Source organism: Marinobacterium sp. NO-S09, assembly GCF_059179545.1.
The window spans coordinates 1,850,173-1,867,657 of the sequence record NZ_CP168954.1; the positions used below are offsets into that span (position 1 = coordinate 1,850,173).

A 17,485-nucleotide genomic window follows, 5' to 3' on the forward strand; every position below is an offset into this window, starting at 1 on the left:
TGGATGAAAAGGGGCTTACACGGCTTTAACGGTGTAAGCCCCGTGATCTCAAGGTGCTGCAAAGGCCTGATCCAGGAAGCTCAGCTTGTCGTCGCTGCTGTAGTCTTCCTTGAAGTAGTTGATCAGCTTCCTTAGCTCCCCATCCACTTCATCGCGTGTCTTGTGGCCTGATTCCGTCAGGGATGCCTGCTCGGCAAGCGTCAGGATCATTTGGTCGCGGATTTCAGGGCTGTTTTCATCCAGAATCTTCAGTACGTCATCCACCCGTTCGCCCGCTATTTCAGTGGCCTGCCAGAAGGGCTCGCGTAGCGCGGGTTGGGTTTTTTCTTCAGCCTCGGCCAGCGCGGTCAGGTCATCCACATTGGCGATGGACGTGGTGCGGTTAAAGAAGGCGCCATAGGTGTCTTTCAGGGCCGCATCCGATAGCTCGGTCATCGGGTGAACGTCCTGGCCTAGGCGGTTAAGGTCTTGCACCAGTTGATCACGCTGATCGGCGTCCATATCGGTTAGCAGGCTGGTAAGACGGTTGGTTTGAGCATCATGGGCGGAGCTGTCGTCGAGCTGGTTGTTCAGCCAGGCGTCGGTGGTCAGGAGGCGGACCACCGCTTCTACATCATGTCTGGCCTCGCCCAGTGATTTTTGCTCGTAATAGCGTGTGCCGTTTACGATGCTCTCTTCACCCATACGCGACCTGAACACCAGCTCTCGGGCCTGTGCGTTATTACGCAGGTCATCAATGGTTTCCAAAGCGTTTTCATGCTGACTCATGTCGATCTGTTGGCCCTGGCTGGAGACATCGCCCAGCAGGGTTTCAAGGCCGGTCTTGGTGATCGCCAGGTAGGCTCGCTGGTCACTGCGGTCCAGGTTCTGTAACTGGTTACCCATCTGTTCTAGCTGTTCGTCATCGAAGCGATAGTCTTCCAGCAGTGAAGTCATATCCTCCATCATGCCGACCACGACTTCATACCCGTTGTTGTCGAAATCGAGTACGGATCGGGTCGCGCCGGTGGCGTCATACTTCACGTGAGATTTGCGAGTTGTATCAAGCTCGGACATAAAGTCCAAAGTGGCATTTTGTGCTGCAGGGTCACGCCCCTCCAGCTGATCCATCATCTGGGTGCCGAGGGTGTTGTCTCTTCGCAGCAAGCCCATTAGCTGTGTTTGCTGGTGCTCGTCAAACTGCTCCAGCTGATCCAGCATGGCGTTGACGTCGGCACTGCCGGAGATGGCACGGCTAAGGTTGAACAAATCGTTGGCGGTCGCCCCATCCGAATGGAAGCTGCTAATACTCTGGGCGTCGTAGGTCAATGGAGAAGGTGGCCGCTTGGCAACCTGTTCAGCGTAGCCCTCAGCCTTGTCCAATACGCGGCTGCGGGTATCGGCATCCATATTGGAGAGGTTGTTAATCAGGTTTTCGACTTCAGCAGTGCCGGAGTAGAGACGACCCTGACTGCCGGTTTCAACCAGAGGAATCGTTTGCAGCGCAGAGCTGACGGCGACAAACTGCTTGAGTTCATCATCGCTCAGCTCTTCGGCCAGCTGGATGAAGTCCTCATCCAACAGCATGGTATTGTTATCAATCAGCGCAGCCTGCTCGTTCTCGGAAAGACGGTTCAGGATGGCATCGATACGCGCGCTTTTGTCAGCGTCTTGCACCGCCAGGTTTCTGTAGTTGCCCTGATAGACGTTAAGCGACTCATTAATCGCTTTCTCTTCGGCTGCGCTGGTTGAGCGTGCCGTTTCCGAGAGCGTGACTTGGGTTGCTGGCGTTTGCGAGGTGAGGGCAGTTGCCGGATTGGAAGTGCTGGACTCCGCCGAGCGAATAGATTTTCCCTGATTAAGGGTGAGGTAGTTGGCAGAGGTGATTTCCATGTCGTAATCCTTTATCCGTAAAGTACAACTGCAATGGCTGTTGCTATCGGCAAATAGCTGAAAATCTTGATTGGTTATTGTTTCGCGGAGGTGGGCACCGGTGTTAATAATTAAAGCCTTGGCCGTTTGGCTTCTGATTCTGCTATTGGCGATTACAAATGGTGTTCTGCGCGAGTCGGTGCTGTTGCCCACATTAGGTTTGCCGTCTGGGATGATTGTCAGCGGCCTTGTGCTCTGTGCGTTGATACTGATTGTCAGCTATCTGGCCTTGCCCTGGTTAGCGGTACACAAGCGGAAGCAGCAATGGTCGCTGGGGTTGTTCTGGCTGTTCTTGACGCTGGGTTTCGAGTTTTCCTTTGCCGCCCTGCAGGGGCAGTCGCTGATGGAGATGCTTGCGGCTTATACCTTTACCGATGGTAACCTCTGGCCTGTGGTGCTGGTTGTTACCGCGTTGGCGCCCCGGTTGATGGCGCGGCTAAGAGAGCGTCGCGAGTAATACGGGGCTGCCCGTAATGCTTTGCATATCGCCGGGGAGTCCAGACTGCCCACGGCGCAAGAGCCTCGGGTCTATACTTAGCTGACTGGCACTATGGTCAGTAATGAATAGACGAGGTGCACCATGAGCAATGATCAAGTGTACAAGGGCAGTTGCTTCTGTGGCGCGGTTGAGTTGACCGTCACAGGGGAGCCTGCCGCTATGGGCTATTGCCATTGTGAGTCGTGCCGGCACTGGTCTGCTGGACCCGTTAATGCTTTTACACTTTGGAAACCTGAAGCTGTGAAAATCACGAAGGGCGAGGAGAACATCGCTACCTTCAGTAAGACCCCTCAAAGCCTGCGCAAGTGGTGTAAGTCCTGCGGAGGACACATTTTGACAGATCACCCGACCATGGGGCTGATCGATGTCTACGCGGCGGTTATTCCGGATTTTCCGTATGAACCCGGTGTTCACGTGCATTATCAGGAAACTGTATTGCGTATTCACGACGGCGTGCCCAAATTGAAGGATGTACCTGCCGAAATGGGTGGTTCTGGCGAAAGTCTTCCAGAGTGATTTTAAGGGGAAAGTAACGCCAAAGCCGGGGAGTATCCTGGTATTGGGCATTGTCAAAAGACGGATATAACGGAAAACAGGGAGCGTTTAAATGTCTGAGGTTACTCTGAAGGGCTTTATTCTGGTTGCAAAAGATGAGCTTACGGTTGTTAAGCACGCACTGGGCCGGCACACACAACTTACGCGGGAGGAGCCGGGCTGTATCCAGTTCGATGTGACGCAGAGTCAGGAGAACCCGTGCCGATTTGAAGTATTTGAAGTGTTCATCAATAGAGAGGCCTTTGAGCACCATCAGGCACGGGTTCAGTCCTCCGATTGGGGCAGGTTGACGGTGAATGTAGAGCGCCACTACGAGGTTTTTGAATAACCAGCGGTTCCTGTTATTCCCTGCTCGCAGAGTGCTTGCTCCAGATGCTGCAAAAACGCTTTCACTTTTTCCAGCGGGTATTTTCTGCCTGAGTAAAAGCCGTACAGCACCAGGTCCTCTGGTTCTTCGTCGAGCATGATTTCGACCAGGGTGCCTGCTGCCAGCTCATCCTGGCAGGCGTGCCTTGGCAGAATGGCGAACCCAAGCCCCTTCCTCACCGCTGCTTTTGCCATCTGACCACTGTTGACCTTAAAAGCCGAACGTACCTGAAGCTTTTGATCGCCTTTGAAACGCCAGGGCATGCCTTGCAGTATTGAGAGTGTCGTAATGCAGGGGGCTTTGCTGAGTGCCTCCAGAGAACAGGGATATCCGTGTTGCTGCACCAGCTGAGGCGTGGCGACCACGCAGCTGGGCCAGCGAATCAGCTCTTTGGCAATCCAGCCGGAGTCTTCAAGCGGGCCGCGGCCAAAGCGTAACACCAGATCGAAACCATCCAACAGGCCTTCAGCCGGGTTGAGCTGGGTATCGCAGCTGAGCTGTATCTGAGGGTGCTGCAGGCAGAAGTCCGCCATGATCTCCGCCATGAAGGGAAGATCCGGCATAATCAGTTTCAGGTGGCCGGAAAGCGATTCGCCGTGCATGGATACCTCTTCCAGTGCATCGTCCATCGCCTGTGTGAGCGGTCTGATCGAATGATAGAGCTGCTTGCCTGCCGAGGTTGCAACCATCTTGCGTGTTGTTCGTTCCAGTAGTCGAAGGTTCAGTTGCTGTTCCAGCAAGGCAACATGTCGGCTGACATTGGAGGTCGGCAGCTGCAGCTGTTCGGCCGCACGTTTGAAGCTCAGGTGCTCATACACGGCCTGAAAGCTCAGCAGCCACTGCAGCTCGACATTCTCAATCATTGATTCGCTCATTATTCGGGATTAATAAGCCAATAATAGCGGGTTTATCCTGAATATTGGCCTTGTAACAATCTCTGCCTAATCAACTGATCAGGAAGGGATGATGAGCAGGAGCAGACGAATTGCGATTGTTGGGGCAGGCGTTGCCGGGCTGTCGTTGGCAGTCCTCGCTATCCAACGGGGTTTTCAGGTAAGTGTGTACGAGCGTAATAGCACAGTCGCATCCATGGGCGCCGGCGTGACCCTCTGGTCGAACGCCATGTATGTGTTGCGGAAGATGGGAGTGGACTCTGAGATCGAGCGTGTCGGCGGTGCACCTGATTACATGCACCAGTATGATCAGCTAGGAACCCTGCAGGGCGAGTTCGATATTCAGGCGGTAAATGCCCTGAGTGGGTTTACCAGCACAACTGTCCTGCGCCGCGACCTGATGCAGATTCTGGCCCGGCATCTGCAGGACTTGGGCGGCCAGATTTACTTTGGCTGCCCGATGACGCTGGAAAAGATTGATGTACTGCGCCAGGGGTTTGACCTGGTTGTCGGGGCTGATGGCCGCATGAATTCAGTGGCTCGACAGGCGCTATTCTCTGACTCCGTCAGACCCCGTTATCAGGGCTTTATCAATATTATCGGGGTCAGTCAGTTGGGCGAGCACCGGCTCGGGAATGCCATTCATGATATCCGTGGCGCACAAGGACGCTTTGGCATCGTGCCGGTGAGGGAGGGCGCATGTTATTGGGCGGCAGCCTGGCGTGCTGAGCTGGATAAAACGCGCCCTGTCTCGGACTGGTATGACGAGATGGACCGGCGCTTTGGCCAATTCTGTGCACCGGTACAACGCGTACTTGATGCCCGCGAGGCGTCATCGCTCAACCGCATTTTTGTACATGATCTGGACCCCTTACCCTACTGGCACCAGGGCAATCTGGTGATTATTGGGGATGCGGCACACGCGCCTTTGCCAACGTCCGGGCAAGGGGCCTGTCAGGCGTTGGAAGATGCCTGGCATCTTGCCTGTTTGCTGGATGAAAAGTCTGAACTGGAGGAGGCATTAGCGGACTTTTATCAGCGGCGTATTACCAAGGTCACGGCCGCTCAGAATGTGGGCAGGCAGCTTGCGCAGAGGATCTTTGCACCTGATTCAAAAGCTGAAACGCCCGTGCCCGCCATGTCCCCGCAGCAGCTGAGCGACTTCTGGATGCTGGGGTTGGAAAGGGCTTAGCGTTTACCTGCCAAAAATATCCGCCGCGAGCAGATAGTCGATCACCGTTCGTGTTCTTAACGGCAGCTGCCGGCGGCTGGGGTACACCAGCGCGAATACCAGCGCTTCACTGGTGAGCGCCGGCATGATCTGAACAAGACGTCCGCTGCTGACCTCTTCACGCATGGTGGTCGGCAGCATGATACCCACGCCCAATCCCCGCATGACCATCTGTTGCACCATCAGCGGCGAGTTGCAGCGGTAAGCCTGTGTGGGTTTGAGTTCAACCGTTTTGCCGTTGTATTTCAGCTGCGGATTGGCGGGCTGGTCGAGCATGACCCAGGGCAGCTGTTCAAGCGCTTCTAGCGTTTCGGGTTTGCCGTACTTTTGCAGCAGTTCAGGGCTGGCAAACAGGGCAAAACGCTCTTCGTGCATCATGCGTGCAATCAGTGATTCATCGCGGGGAATGCCGATGCGGATGGCCAAGTCGATCTGTTCAGCGATCAAATCCCGGCGGGCATCATCCAGAATCAGGTCGAGCTGAATTTCGGGATACCGGCTCTGGAAGTCCTGCAGTACCGGCAATACATACTTGTGGGCGATATCGTGGTTCATGGTAATGGCCACGCGGCCGCTGGGCACAGCGGGCGTGGTAATGGCCTCGACACCCTGCAGAATATCCGGCAGTTGTCGGGCCTGTTCGAACACCTGCTGGCCTTCAGCCGTGATGGTTAGCTGACGTGTAGAGCGCTGTAGCAGACGTACGCCCAGGTCGGCTTCCAGCTGTGAAACCTGTTCACTGATACGGGAGCGGCTGCTGTTCAGCTTGCGGGCTGCAGCGGCGAAGCTGCCACACTCCACAACCGTTGCGTAGATCGCCAGCAGGCGCAGGTGCACAAAATCGATTGTACTCAAAACCCGAACTCCGTATTCGGTATTGATCGTCTTATGGTGACGCTTAGTGTCGCGCATACTGACTGCGAATTCCACAGACACAGATGTTCATACCGAACCGAGGAGAGTCATCATGATCGCGATTACAGGTGCAACCGGTCAGCTGGGCCAGCAGGTTATCGAAAGTCTGCTGCAGAAAACCGATGCAAACAATCTGGTGGCGCTGGTGCGCAATCCGGCCAAGGCAGAGGCATTGAAGGCGCTGGGCGTTGATGTTCGAGAAGCCGACTACGACCGCCCCGAAACGCTGGTGCCTGCCCTTAAAGGCGTTGAAAAGCTGCTGTTGATTTCCGCTAACGAGGTGGGCCGTCGAGTGCCTCAGCATCAGGCGGTGATTGAAGCAGCCAAGGCGGCTGGCGTGGGGTTGTTGGCGTACACCAGTATTCTCAAGGCGGATACTTCGCCGATGCTGATGGCCAATGAGCACAAGGTAACAGAAGCCTTGATTCAGGACTCGAGCATTCCTGCCGTAATTCTGCGTAACGGCTGGTACAGCGAAAACTACACCCAGAGCATTGGTGCCATCCTGCAGGTGGGTGCCGTGAATGGTGCGGCACGGGACGGTCGTTTCCATACCGCCACCCGCAAGGATTACGCCGAGGCTGCGGCGGTGGTTCTGACCACTGAAAATCAGGCGGGCAAGGTCTACGAGCTGGCCGGCGACACCGGATTTACACTGGCCGAGTTTGCCGACGCGCTTGCCAAAAAGACGGGGCAGACAATTGGCTACAACAACATGAAGGGTGAAGAGTTTGCTGCGCTGTTGGTCCAGATCGGTTTGCCGCAGCTGTTTGCTGAAGCTCTGGCAGATTCAGAAGTGCAGGCGGCTGAAGGCTGGCTGGCAGACGACAGCAAAACACTCAGCACGTTGATTGGTCGCCCCACAACACCGTTCAATGAGAGTATCGCTGCCGTGCTGTGATCACTGGACAAGACGCCAGCTGTAAACAGTTGGCGTTCCAAACCCGACCTGATATCAACCAGGGACTTTTGTATCTCGGTGATTTCCTGATATTCAATCAATACCAAGGTGTCTCTTTTCTGCAACTTTTATGCTCCAAGTCGGTGTCTGTGCGTATGAGCTATTTCAGCCCCTCATATTTCACGCAAAGCCCCATCAGGAGCAGGACATGTTCAGTATTACTTCACGTTTGGCAGAGAAGTCACTTGAGCAAAGCACTATTGCCATCGTGACCATCGATGACAAGAACAGAATAGTGAGCTTCAACCCTGCTGCAGAGGCTCTGTGGGGATACACGGCCACTGAGGTGGTTGGCAAAAACGTTAAGGTGATCGTCCACCCTGCTCATCAAGGCCAGCATGACTCTTACGTTAATCGCCACCGCCAGCAGGGCGGAGACCGTATCGTGGGGTCTTCGAGGGAACTAGAAGTGGAGCGCAAAGACGGCAGCCACACCTGGATAAACCTCACCATCTCCAAAGTCAAAATGGGTCGCAAGGATTATTACACGGCGTTTGCTCGCGACTGCAGTGAGGAGCGGGAGCAGCGCACAATGGTTGAGCAGATACTGGCTCAAACCAATGATGCGGTTGTTACCATCGATGAAGCCAACCATATCAAGTTTTGTAATGATGCGGCCGTGGAGCTTTGGGGTTACAGCCGTGATGAGATGATGGGGCAAAATGTCAAAATGCTGGTTAGCCCTGAGCACCGCAGTCAGCATGACGGATATGTTAATCGCAACCGTGATTCCGGTATCAACCGAATCATAGGCAAGCCGGTAGAGCTTCCGGTTCATTGCAAGGATGGACGTAAAAAGTGGGGGCTGTTTACCCTGGCGCGTGTTGTTGTTGGCGACAAGGTGCTGTTTACGGCCTTTGTAAAAGACATTACTGAAGACGTTCAGCAGCGCGATGAAATCGCCATGCTGTCTCTGGTGGCTAATACGACCAGCAATGCCGTGGTCATTACAGACAGTAAAGGCAAGATCGAGTATGTGAACCCGGGCTTTACTCAGATGACGGGCTACGAGCTGGACGAAATCAAGGGGCGTGTTCCGGGCAGTTTTTTGCAGGGTCCAGCCACAGACCCGGAGGTGGTTGAACGCATCGGGATTAGCCTGAGCCGGCAAGAGCCTTTTTACGAAGAAATTCTGAATTACACTCGCAGCGGCAAACCCTACTGGATCGCGATGTCGATCAACCCGGTATTCAACGAAGAAGGGCGTGTTGATAAATACATCTCCGTGCAGGCTGATATCACGCGAACCCGGCAGCAGGCGAAGGATTCATTTGATCGGCTGGATCTGATGGATGAAGCGCTTCTGGTGGTGGAGTGGGATCAGCATGGTAACCCGATCCATTACAATGAACTCTTTGCCTCAAAAGCGGGCCCAAAAGAGGATGCACAGGCAGCCTGCCGCTCTCTGTGGCAGCAGGTCGAACAGCAATACCGACAAAACAGCAATGAAGGGCAGGTGAAAATGCTGGTCGGATTTGCGGATAACAGGGGGCGGGAGCATGCGTTTGATGCTCGGCTCAGCCAACTCAGGGATTTTGAAGGGAATGTGACGCGCTATGTCATGTTTGGTGTTGATGTGACAGACCGACAAGCAGCAGTGCAGGAAACTCATCAGGCGATGGAAGAGTTGCTGCGTGTCGGCCAGGAGATCGGCAATATCATCGGTAGTATCTCCGGTATTGCGGACCAGACCAACCTGTTGGCACTGAACGCGGCCATAGAAGCGGCTCGCGCGGGTGAAGCCGGGAGAGGTTTTTCCGTGGTTGCCTCAGAGGTGCGTGACCTGGCTGGTCATTCTTCTGATGCCGCCTCTCAGGTATCCAGACTGGTAGATGCCACCCGAGAGAGGATCGACCAGCTGGCCAAATCCCTGGAAAAAATTGCCGACTGATTAAGCCGCCACACAGTTCTTGCCGGCATTTTTGGCCTCGTACAATTTCTTGTCGAGACGACAGAAGGCGGCGACATGGCTTTCGCCGGGGATATTCTCGATCACGCCAAAGGAGGCGGTTACCTGGGGGACATCCGGAAACTTAACTTCACTGATTGAAGCGCGCAGTTTCTCGGCCACGGTAATCGCTTCTTGTTGACCCGTACTCTCGCAGACGATGAGAAACTCTTCGCCGCCCCAGCGAGACACCAGGTCCGTGCGGCGGGTCAGGTTGTTCAATACACCCGCGAACTGCACCAGCACCTTGTCGCCTACATCGTGGCCATATTCGTCGTTAATGATTTTGAAATTATCGATATCAATCAGAATCAGACTGTACTGGTAACTGTCGGCGTAGCGCTCGGCACGATACTCACAGGTTTCCAGGTGCTCGTTGATCCGTTTGCGGTTGGCGAGGCCCGTCAGATCATCCGTGGCGGCAATCTTCACCAGCGTTTCGTTGGTTCTGGAAATAAGGTAGTAGCGGTAGAAGGCAAAGCCGGACACCACCAGAATACCTGCCAGCAGGTACCACAGGAGGGTGTAGTTGAACCGGGATACCTCCATATTGAACCAGCGGTCGATGATTTTGGAATGATCTTCCGGTGTCATCGAGAGAATGACCTTATCGATGACAGAGCGTGCCAGCGGGTGGTCAGGCGTCACGCCAATGCGATGTTCAAATGTGTAGTCAGCAAAGCCGGAGATCCTCAAGTCCAGGTTCTTGTCGTTGATGCCATGCACCACGACCGCGATATGGCCGACAAAGGCATCAATTTCGCCATCTTCCAGCATCTGCAGACCCTCGGGTACATCGCGGGTCTGTTCAAGGATGATATCCGGGTAGTTCTGGTTCAGGTAAAAGTAGCTGGTATAACCTTCGCCCACGCCCACTTTCTTGCCATTCAGGGCACCGACAATCGCGACGAGATCCGTATCATCTCGCGACACAATTACCAGAGGAAAGGTGACATAAGGTTCGGTCAGCAGCACTTCAGACCCGATCATGTCGGATTCGGACATGGCCGGGATCAGGTCGATCTCACCGGCAGAAAACTTGTTCAGTACCTCGATCCAGGTATCGCTGGGTTCAAATTCGAACTGCATGCCCGTGCGTTCATGAATGAACTGCATATAGTCCGCAATGATGCCGCGGTACTCCGGGAAGGAATCCACATCAGAAAGAGGTTTCCAGTTCACTTCGCTGAACACCAGCGCTGGCTTCTGGTCGAGCCACTGCTGCTCTTCTGCCGTGAACGCAAGCGGCTGAGGCTCATACGCCTGGGCATCAACGCTCAGCAGGAGCAGTAAACAAAGGATTAAGGGCAACAGCACTGACAGGGGCCTCGTGAACTGAATCGGCTCAGTTTTTTATATAACTATCTGATCCCCGCCAAAAAATCACACTGCATTAGCCTGGCAGGATATATGTATCTATATGGATACATTTTATGTTAACACCAATTGGCTCAGCAGGCAGCTGAATTGGTTGCATATTGTACACCCGTTCCAATATTCATCTATCCCGTATTTCAGGCCAGGAATACTTTCTATGGAAATGCTCCCCGCTATCCTCACAAGCAGATAGAATCATTCAAACCTATACGCTCAGTTCACAAAAAGAGGTCAGGGATGAAAGGGCTAAGAGGATTGATGGCAACTGCTTTAGTCACCGCCAGCGTCATGGTTGGTGTGACTCTGCCCGGCGTTCAGGCGGCAGAACCCTATGCCGCTTCACATCTGGTACGGGCGTTGCCGAGTGAGGCGCGAGGCAAGCCAGTGGAGGTTCACTACTGGTATCCGACTGCGGATATTCGGCCCGTAGAGCACTTTGGCCAGGGCAAGCTGTTCAACGCAGTCGAGGTGATACCTGACGCCAAGGCTGCACAGGGCTCCTTCCCGGTTGTGCTCTTGGCCCACGGCGGTATGCGCTCATCGTTTATCCATACTGGCTGGATCGCCTCGGCCCTGGCGCGTCGTGGTTTCATTGTTGTGGTACCCAAACCGCCCGGTGGTCGCGAGTTGCAAGCCGCTGATGCCGCGAATGAACTTCTGCTGCGTCCTGCTGACCTGTCGTTGGCACTCACTGCTCTTAAAGGTATCGAACCACTTTCAAGCCGCGCCGATATGACGGATGTGAGTGGGGTGGGGTTCTTTTTGGGTGGTACGTCCATGTTGTCGCTCGCTGGTGCAGGGTTCGATACTGAAGGGTATCGGCAATCCTGCAACGCTCAGGGCATCAATATCGACTGCGGTTGGTTGAGCAGTCAGGGCGTAGACCTTACAACGCTGCCGGATGATTTCTTTGCCCAGGACACTTCAGATGCACGCCTTAGGAATCTGGTGGTGATTACCCCTGAACTGACTTCTGTGCTGGAGCCGCGCTCGGTCGAATCGATACAGGTGCCCGTGAAGCTGATCAGTCTGTCGAATGGTGCCAAGTCGCCACTGGCACCCGCCGCGCAGCTAGACAATATACAGAGCTATTCAGCGGTCAATATCGCATCGGCAAGCCCGTTCAGTGCCTTCAGTGAATGCACTGAATTGGGAAAAGAGATTTTGCAGGCTGAAGGAGAGGGCGAGCTGTGTCAGGAGCCCGGTGGTCGCAGCCGTGCCGAGATTCATCAGCAGCTGATCGACGAAATTGTTGCGGCCATTTCGGCTGGCCCATCAAAGTAGGCGAGACATTCACCGCCTGCTCTGGTGGGCTGGATGCCGTATTTATTCGGCATGCTTCGCTTTCAGCGCCTGCTGGCCAAGGGCGTAATATTTGGCGAGCTCCTCTTCAGGCATCATATTTCCGCCTGTCGCCCACACCAGATGAGTAGCCTGTTCGAGTGTGTCCGCCAGCCCGGTTTGCTCAAGCAACTCAGTACCGGCTTGTTGTAACCAGACAAAGCCGGTCAGGCCAGCGGCTGCCGAGGGTTCGATGGAAAGCTGCTCGGTATCGGTCATCAGGGTGACCAGGGCGTGAAGGTGGTCATCACTGACGGTGTAGATGCCATCCAGCAAGGGGTCCATCAGTGCGCCAACAAATGCAGAGGGTCGTCCCACGGCCAGCCCATCGGCGCAAGTGAGATTATCCAGACCGATATCCTGCACACTGATACCGTTATGCAGGCCAGAGTGCATACCCAGCAGCATGCAGGGTGAGTGGGTAGGTTCGGCAAAGACGCAGTGCACCGCATCGCCGAAGACCTGCTTCAGACCGAAGGCGACACCACCGGGCCCGCCGCCGACACCACAGGGCAAATAGACAATCAGCGGATGCTGCTCATTCACCGGAATCTGCTGTTCCGCCAACTGCTTCTTCAGCCGCAATGCCGCCACACTGTAGCCCAGAAACAGGGTCGTCGAGTCTTCATCGTCAACAAAATGGCAGCCGGGCGTCGCCAGTGCCTGCTCGCGTCCTTCGGCCACGGCAACGCTGTAGTCGGATGTATGTTCGACTACGTTAACGCCTTTGGATCTCAGCAGCGCCTTCTTCCATTGTCGGGCATCTGCGGACATGTGAACGCTTACCTTAAAGCCCAGTTTGGCGCTGATAATGCCAATGCTCAGGCCCAGGTTGCCAGTAGAACCAACAACAATGCTGTGCTGTGCAAAGAGCGCTTTGAACGGCGCTGTATCGAAGCAGGTGTAGTCCATATCTTCATTCAGCAGCCCATGCTCATGCGCCAGTTGCTCGGCGAAACACAGCACTTCGTATATGCCACCACGTGCCTTGATAGAGCCGGAGATCGGCAGGTCGCTATCGCATTTCATCAGCAGCCGATGCGGAGCTTCCGCAGCAAACAATCGGGCAACGGCGGTGCTGCCTTCATGCAGCTGAATCAGATCTGATTCGATAATGCCATTCCTTGCCGACGTCTCTGGGAATACCTTGGCGAAGTAGGGCGCAAAACGCTCCAGGCGAGCTGAAGCCTCTTCGATATCCGCCAGGGTCAGCGGCAGTTGTGATTTGATGGGCTCAAAGCGGGTGGCCTTGGGGTTGATCCATAACTGCTCTCGGCAGTGCTTCAGCGCATTTAACACAGAGTCCTGCTGTGCCGTTGCACGGGCTATCCAGTCATGGGGCTGTTGTGGGGCCATTCTTGTTTCACCTTGGGCCAGAGTATGCGTTTGGCGCCAAGTATACCGAGTTGAACGAGTAACGTATTACCCGAGTCGGCCTGAGAGTTTGAGCGGCTATCCGATTGATTGAGGCAATTTTCAAAAAAAGTGATTTTCTTTGCATCCAACTGCGGCGCTCAAGTGTTTACCTCTCACAGAGGCTGAACTCTGTTCACGTTTGATCACAAATGAGGATATAACGATGGACATCAATACCAAGTCGATTCTTACCGCTGCCGCACTCTCACTTTCCGTTGCGAGCGGTTCGGTCGTGGCCGCAGGGCACAGCATGACGATTCCGGATGACATCAAGGTGCCAGCCGGGCATGAAGCTGCCATGAAAACCAAGGCAGTCGGCACCGTCGCCTGGATGTGTGCCGAGACGGATAAAGGCCCGGCCTGGAAGTTTGCCGGCCCAGCTGCCGTTCTATCTGATGAAATGGGTAAGCCAGCCGTGTCCTACTATGGCCCTCCTGCGACCTGGGAAGCCACTGATGGCAGCAAAATTACCGGCAAGCAACTGGCAACCGCACCGGCAGGGGATGGCAATATCCCGTTCCAGTTGGTGCAAGCGAATGCCTCTGAGCGCGACGGCGCATTAAAGGGCGTCACCTATATTCAGCGTATCAATTTGCACGGTGGTGCTGCGCCCAAGTCCGGCTGTAATGCTGGCGCCGTCGGCACCAAGCGTCTGGTGGCCTATACCGGTGAATATGTGTTCTGGAAAGCCCGGTAACAGCCTGACGAAACCGCCGGGCCTTGCGCCTTGGCGGTTTCGGGTCGGTACTCTAGTATGGTGTTCATACTCAAGGACTCGATGGGCAGCTGTGACGGACGCAAACATTAATCAATTGATTCTTCAGTGTGCTCAGCGGAAACGTTCCGCGTTATCTGAGCTCTATCACCTGGAGTCATCTCGCTTGCTGGGATTAATCATGGCGATAGTGCGAAATCAGGCGCTCGCTGAAGATATCCTGCATGATCTTTTCGTCCGCGTGTGGACCCGGGCGGATTCATTCGACGCTGAAGGTGGCAATGGCCAAGCCTGGCTAAGCCGCATGGCGCGTAACCTCGCGTTGAATACTCAGCGTTATGCCTACCGTGAAACCAGCCTGTCGACGGACCAGGAAATGCCTGAACTGGATGCGGTACTGGAGCGGCTTTCGCACGAGCCTGAGCCGCGCTCCAGCCGTGAACGCCACACGTTACTGGATTGCCTGAAACAGCTGGATACCGAGCAGCGTTCAGCAGTGGTGAAAGCCTATGTGCATGGGCTGACCCATTCTGAACTGGCCAGTCACCTGGATAAACCACTTGGCACTGTTAAGGCCTGGGTGCAACGTAGCCTGATAAAACTGAGAGAGTGCATGTCATGACGGACAGTAGCCTGAGCAAAGAGGAGCAACTCAGCCTCTCGGCGGCCTACTACGTGATGGGGGCGCTGGATGCCGAAGAGCGTGAGCAGTTTGAGGTGCGTATGGCGCAAGAGATCGAGGCACGTGAGGCCGTTGCCTTTTGGGAAGACCGGCTTGAACTGTTGAACGAACAGGTCCCTTCCGTACAGCCATCTCCCTTTGCCAGGTTGCGGATTGAGCGCAGCCTCGATGAGCTGAAAATGCGGGAGCCAACCAGACCTTCCATGTGGCAGGGCAGTGGAATTTGGCGGGTGGCCACGGCGGCATTATTGGTGCTTTGTGTCGGACTGTTTCTCGTGCGCGAACCGGCTCCCACGCATATCGTGGTGCTGACGGCACCGGGGCAAACACAGCCGGGCTGGATGCTGACCAGTTACGATGGCTCCAGTATCGAGCTCAAGCCTTTGGTAGCGACGCAGGTGCCCGAGGGCAAGGTGCTGGAGTTCTGGACCAAGGCCGAAGGGTGGGAAAAGCCCGTGTCGCTGGGGCTGGTTGATCCTGACCGTAGTCTGGAAACCCAGTTTGAAGAGCTGTCTGTCATTACACCCAACCAGTTGTTTGAGCTGACCATCGAGCAAAGCGGTGGTTCGCCGACAGGGCTGCCGACGGGGCCGGTGCAATTTATAGGACGTGCCGTGACCGGGATTTAGGCAAGTTAGTCTTGGTAATTCTTGGTGTGACATTTGTGTCAAAGATGGTTTTTGTTTATGATCCTGCATCAGTTTTCATAACCGAGTGCAGACATGATTTCTTCCATGACCGTTCTGGTGGTTGACGACTTTTCAACCACGCGCAGGATCATAAGCAGTTTGCTGAGCCAGGTGGGATTCACCCGCATTCATCAGGCAAGCAACGGGGTGGAAGCCCTTGAGCGACTGGGAAAAAGCAAAATCGATCTGGTGGTGACGGACTGGCATATGCCGGAAATGGATGGGCTGGACCTGGTGGTCAACATGCGTACACACCCGGCAACGGCCCGCATACCGGTGTTGATGGTGACGGCTGAGTCAAAGAAAGAGCAAATGACAAAAGCAGCCTATGCCGGCGTTAACGGTTACCTGGTGAAACCTTTCACCGCTGCGGCCCTGCACGGCAAGATTCAGCGTATCGTCGCGCGCCTGGATGAGGCGCAGTTGCAGGCGGTTGTCTAGGAAATTCGAAAACGCCTGCACTCGGGCAGAAAAAAGCCAGTCAAGCGCAAGGGCTGACTGGCCAAGTACAACGCATCCTGCGTCGGGGAAGAGACAGGTAAAACGCTTATGCCACCTGTTCCAGCGGACCGCCGATACGATCCAGCCAGTACTGGCGTTCACTGCCCAGTTCATCGGTGAGGGCAAAACCCTGCAATTGTTGCTGGGCATCGATAAACAGGGCTCGAATGCCGCGATCTGTCTGTTCGATCTGCCAATCACCCTCCAGATCAGCGGCAGGTGCCTGCAGCGTAAGCGGGCAGGAGGGGGTTTTGACCATCACCGGCATCAATGGATACTGTGCCATGGTGGGGCGGCCCAGCAGGCCATCGGCCAGTGCCGGCAGAGCGGCATTGATCGGTGCCAGATAAGGCAGCAGCTGGCCATTGATTTCGGCACAATCGCCAATAGCAAACACATCCGGCAGGCTGGTTCTCAGACCGCCGTTAATCTTGATGCCGCGGTTGACTTCGGCCCCGGCTGCGTCGGCCAGCTCGGTGCGTGCTCTCAGGCCAACGGCAGAAAGCACAAGATCCGTGTCGACCTGTTCGCCGTTTTGCAGGGTCAGGCGATAGCCCTCACCGATGCAATCCACAGACGCGGCACTGGTGTTGAGGTGCCAGCGAACGCCCTTGTCTGCCAGACGGCTTTGCAGTTGTTCGCCCACGACCTGAGGCAGCAGTCGATCCATTGACCAGGCGGACAGGCCGATGACATCCACTTCAATACCGGCATTGACCAGATCGTTGGCAAATTCGCAGCCGATCAAACCGTTGCCGATGATGGTGACATGCTTGCGCCCCCGAAGGCGTTCGCGGAAGTGTCGGTAATCCTGCAGATCGTTAACGCTGATAACCTCATTAGCAGCATCACCCTGCAGCGGTAGCCGAATCGGCGCGGCACCCTGAGCCAGTACCAGTTTGCTGTAGCGTTGTTCACCGGAGGCGGTGGACAGGATTTTGCTCTTCGCATCAATACTGTAAACCGGGCAGCGAGTATGGATACGGATGTTGAGTCTCTCTTCCAGTGCCAGTGGTGTTTCCGTTACCAGTTCACCGGCGGCCCTGTCACGAGTGAGAGCGGTGGACAGCCCCGGCTTGGAGTAGTTGTGCCCGTCGTCTGCGGTGAACAGGACAATCGGCGTCTGCTGATCACGCTGGCGCAGGGCTTCGGCCAGTCCGTAACCGGCATAACCGGTGCCGATGATGACGATCGGCGGCTGCTGTTCAATGTTCATGAAGGGCACTTGCTGCTGGGCCGCAACATTCAGTACCGGTACTTCAACTTGCAGATCCTGTCGGATCTCCATCATTTCAAAATCGGCCTTGCCGACCAGGCAGTCGGGGCATTTCCAGTCTTCGGGCACATCTTCCCAACGGGTTCCGGGTGCAATCCCGTCCGCTGGCCAGCCCTTGGCTTCGTCATAAATCAGTCCGCAAACGACACATAACCACTTTTTCATGATTCGGCCCACCTTTCTTATTAGAACCGGATGCTGACTGGCA

General features: G+C 55.1%; 17 protein-coding genes and 1 pseudogene. 11 read left to right on the plus strand and 7 right to left on the minus strand.

Annotated elements, in window-relative coordinates:
* Positions 1–48: 48 nt before the first annotated feature.
* Positions 49–1,872, minus strand: coding sequence for a hypothetical protein (locus O3C79_RS08605; RefSeq protein WP_494385603.1), 1,824 nt, complete (start codon positions 1,870–1,872; stop codon positions 49–51).
* A 100-nt stretch (positions 1,873–1,972) separates the two neighbouring features.
* Here O3C79_RS08605 and O3C79_RS08610 point away from each other — a divergent pair, with 100 nt between their 5' ends.
* From O3C79_RS08610 to O3C79_RS08620, 3 genes are all read left to right on the plus strand, one after another.
* On the plus strand, positions 1,973–2,368 hold the full coding sequence (locus O3C79_RS08610) for a hypothetical protein (protein ID WP_494385604.1): 396 nt from the start codon (positions 1,973–1,975) through the stop codon (positions 2,366–2,368).
* A 123-nt stretch (positions 2,369–2,491) separates the two neighbouring features.
* Positions 2,492–2,926 carry a GFA family protein gene (locus O3C79_RS08615; RefSeq protein ID WP_076462070.1) on the plus strand — a complete coding sequence of 145 codons (435 nt, stop codon included), beginning with the start codon at positions 2,492–2,494 and terminating at the stop codon, positions 2,924–2,926.
* Between the two features lie 91 nt (positions 2,927–3,017).
* Positions 3,018–3,293 (plus strand): putative quinol monooxygenase, encoded by a 276-nt coding sequence (locus O3C79_RS08620; RefSeq protein WP_494385605.1) that lies wholly within the window; start codon positions 3,018–3,020, stop codon positions 3,291–3,293.
* Here O3C79_RS08620 and O3C79_RS08625 read toward each other — a convergent pair.
* A complete protein-coding gene (locus O3C79_RS08625) occupies positions 3,275–4,195 on the minus strand; it encodes a LysR family transcriptional regulator (protein WP_494385606.1) in 921 nt (306 codons plus the stop codon). The genes O3C79_RS08620 and O3C79_RS08625 overlap by 19 nt on opposite strands.
* A 103-nt stretch (positions 4,196–4,298) precedes the next feature.
* Here O3C79_RS08625 and O3C79_RS08630 point away from each other — a divergent pair, with 103 nt between their 5' ends.
* Entirely contained in the window at positions 4,299–5,417 is a 1,119-nt protein-coding gene (locus tag O3C79_RS08630) for an FAD-dependent monooxygenase (RefSeq protein ID WP_494385607.1), read from the plus strand.
* A 3-nt stretch (positions 5,418–5,420) separates the two neighbouring features.
* On the opposite strand, the gene O3C79_RS08635 is transcribed toward O3C79_RS08630, so the two are convergent.
* Positions 5,421–6,311 carry a LysR family transcriptional regulator gene (locus tag O3C79_RS08635; protein ID WP_010323818.1) on the minus strand — a complete coding sequence of 297 codons (891 nt, stop codon included), beginning with the start codon at positions 6,309–6,311 and terminating at the stop codon, positions 5,421–5,423.
* 112 nt (positions 6,312–6,423) lie between these two features.
* Here O3C79_RS08635 and O3C79_RS08640 point away from each other — a divergent pair, with 112 nt between their 5' ends.
* Together O3C79_RS08640 and O3C79_RS08645 are read left to right on the plus strand one after the other, a co-directional pair.
* A complete protein-coding gene (locus O3C79_RS08640) occupies positions 6,424–7,272 on the plus strand; it encodes an SDR family oxidoreductase (RefSeq protein ID WP_010323817.1) in 849 nt (282 codons plus the stop codon).
* Between the two features lie 208 nt (positions 7,273–7,480).
* Positions 7,481–9,223, plus strand: coding sequence for a PAS domain S-box protein (locus O3C79_RS08645; RefSeq protein ID WP_494385608.1), 1,743 nt, complete (start codon positions 7,481–7,483; stop codon positions 9,221–9,223).
* Here the strand turns inward: O3C79_RS08645 and O3C79_RS08650 are convergent, their stop codons facing one another.
* Complete coding sequence (locus tag O3C79_RS08650) at positions 9,224–10,597, minus strand: diguanylate cyclase (protein ID WP_494385609.1); 1,374 nt, start codon at positions 10,595–10,597, stop codon at positions 9,224–9,226.
* A 318-nt stretch (positions 10,598–10,915) separates the two neighbouring features.
* Between O3C79_RS08650 and O3C79_RS08655 the strand changes: the two genes are divergently transcribed.
* Positions 10,916–11,941 (plus strand): alpha/beta hydrolase family protein, encoded by a 1,026-nt coding sequence (locus O3C79_RS08655; protein ID WP_494385610.1) that lies wholly within the window; start codon positions 10,916–10,918, stop codon positions 11,939–11,941.
* A 42-nt stretch (positions 11,942–11,983) separates the two neighbouring features.
* Here O3C79_RS08655 and dsdA read toward each other — a convergent pair whose 3' ends face one another.
* Positions 11,984–13,354: a D-serine ammonia-lyase gene (dsdA, locus tag O3C79_RS08660; protein WP_494385611.1), complete on the minus strand. Its 1,371-nt coding sequence runs from the start codon at positions 13,352–13,354 to the stop codon at positions 11,984–11,986.
* A gap of 223 nt (positions 13,355–13,577) precedes the next feature.
* On the opposite strand from dsdA, the gene O3C79_RS08665 reads away from it, so the two are divergent.
* From O3C79_RS08665 to O3C79_RS08680, 4 genes are all read left to right on the plus strand, one after another.
* Positions 13,578–14,111 (plus strand): DUF3455 domain-containing protein, encoded by a 534-nt coding sequence (locus O3C79_RS08665; protein ID WP_494385612.1) that lies wholly within the window; start codon positions 13,578–13,580, stop codon positions 14,109–14,111.
* Entirely contained in the window at positions 14,089–14,751 is a 663-nt protein-coding gene (locus tag O3C79_RS08670; RefSeq protein ID WP_081475254.1) for a sigma-70 family RNA polymerase sigma factor, read from the plus strand. The genes O3C79_RS08665 and O3C79_RS08670 overlap by 23 nt, the downstream gene beginning before the upstream one ends.
* On the plus strand, positions 14,748–15,440 hold the full coding sequence (locus tag O3C79_RS08675) for an anti-sigma factor (protein ID WP_494385613.1): 693 nt from the start codon (positions 14,748–14,750) through the stop codon (positions 15,438–15,440). Before O3C79_RS08670 ends, O3C79_RS08675 begins: the two co-directional genes overlap by 4 nt.
* A gap of 93 nt (positions 15,441–15,533) precedes the next feature.
* Positions 15,534–15,941, plus strand: coding sequence for a response regulator (locus tag O3C79_RS08680; protein ID WP_494385614.1), 408 nt, complete (start codon positions 15,534–15,536; stop codon positions 15,939–15,941).
* A gap of 106 nt (positions 15,942–16,047) precedes the next feature.
* On the opposite strand, the gene O3C79_RS08685 is transcribed toward O3C79_RS08680, so the two are convergent.
* Together O3C79_RS08685 and O3C79_RS08690 are read right to left on the minus strand one after the other, a co-directional pair.
* The gene (locus O3C79_RS08685; RefSeq protein WP_494385784.1) at positions 16,048–17,292 is read right to left on the minus strand and encodes an FAD-dependent oxidoreductase; all 1,245 of its coding nucleotides are present in this window, start codon (positions 17,290–17,292) and stop codon (positions 16,048–16,050) included.
* Positions 17,281–17,442, minus strand: a pseudogene (locus O3C79_RS08690) (rubredoxin); the annotation flags it as partial. The gene O3C79_RS08685 and the pseudogene O3C79_RS08690, both read right to left, overlap by 12 nt.
* Positions 17,443–17,485: the final 43 nt, after the last annotated feature.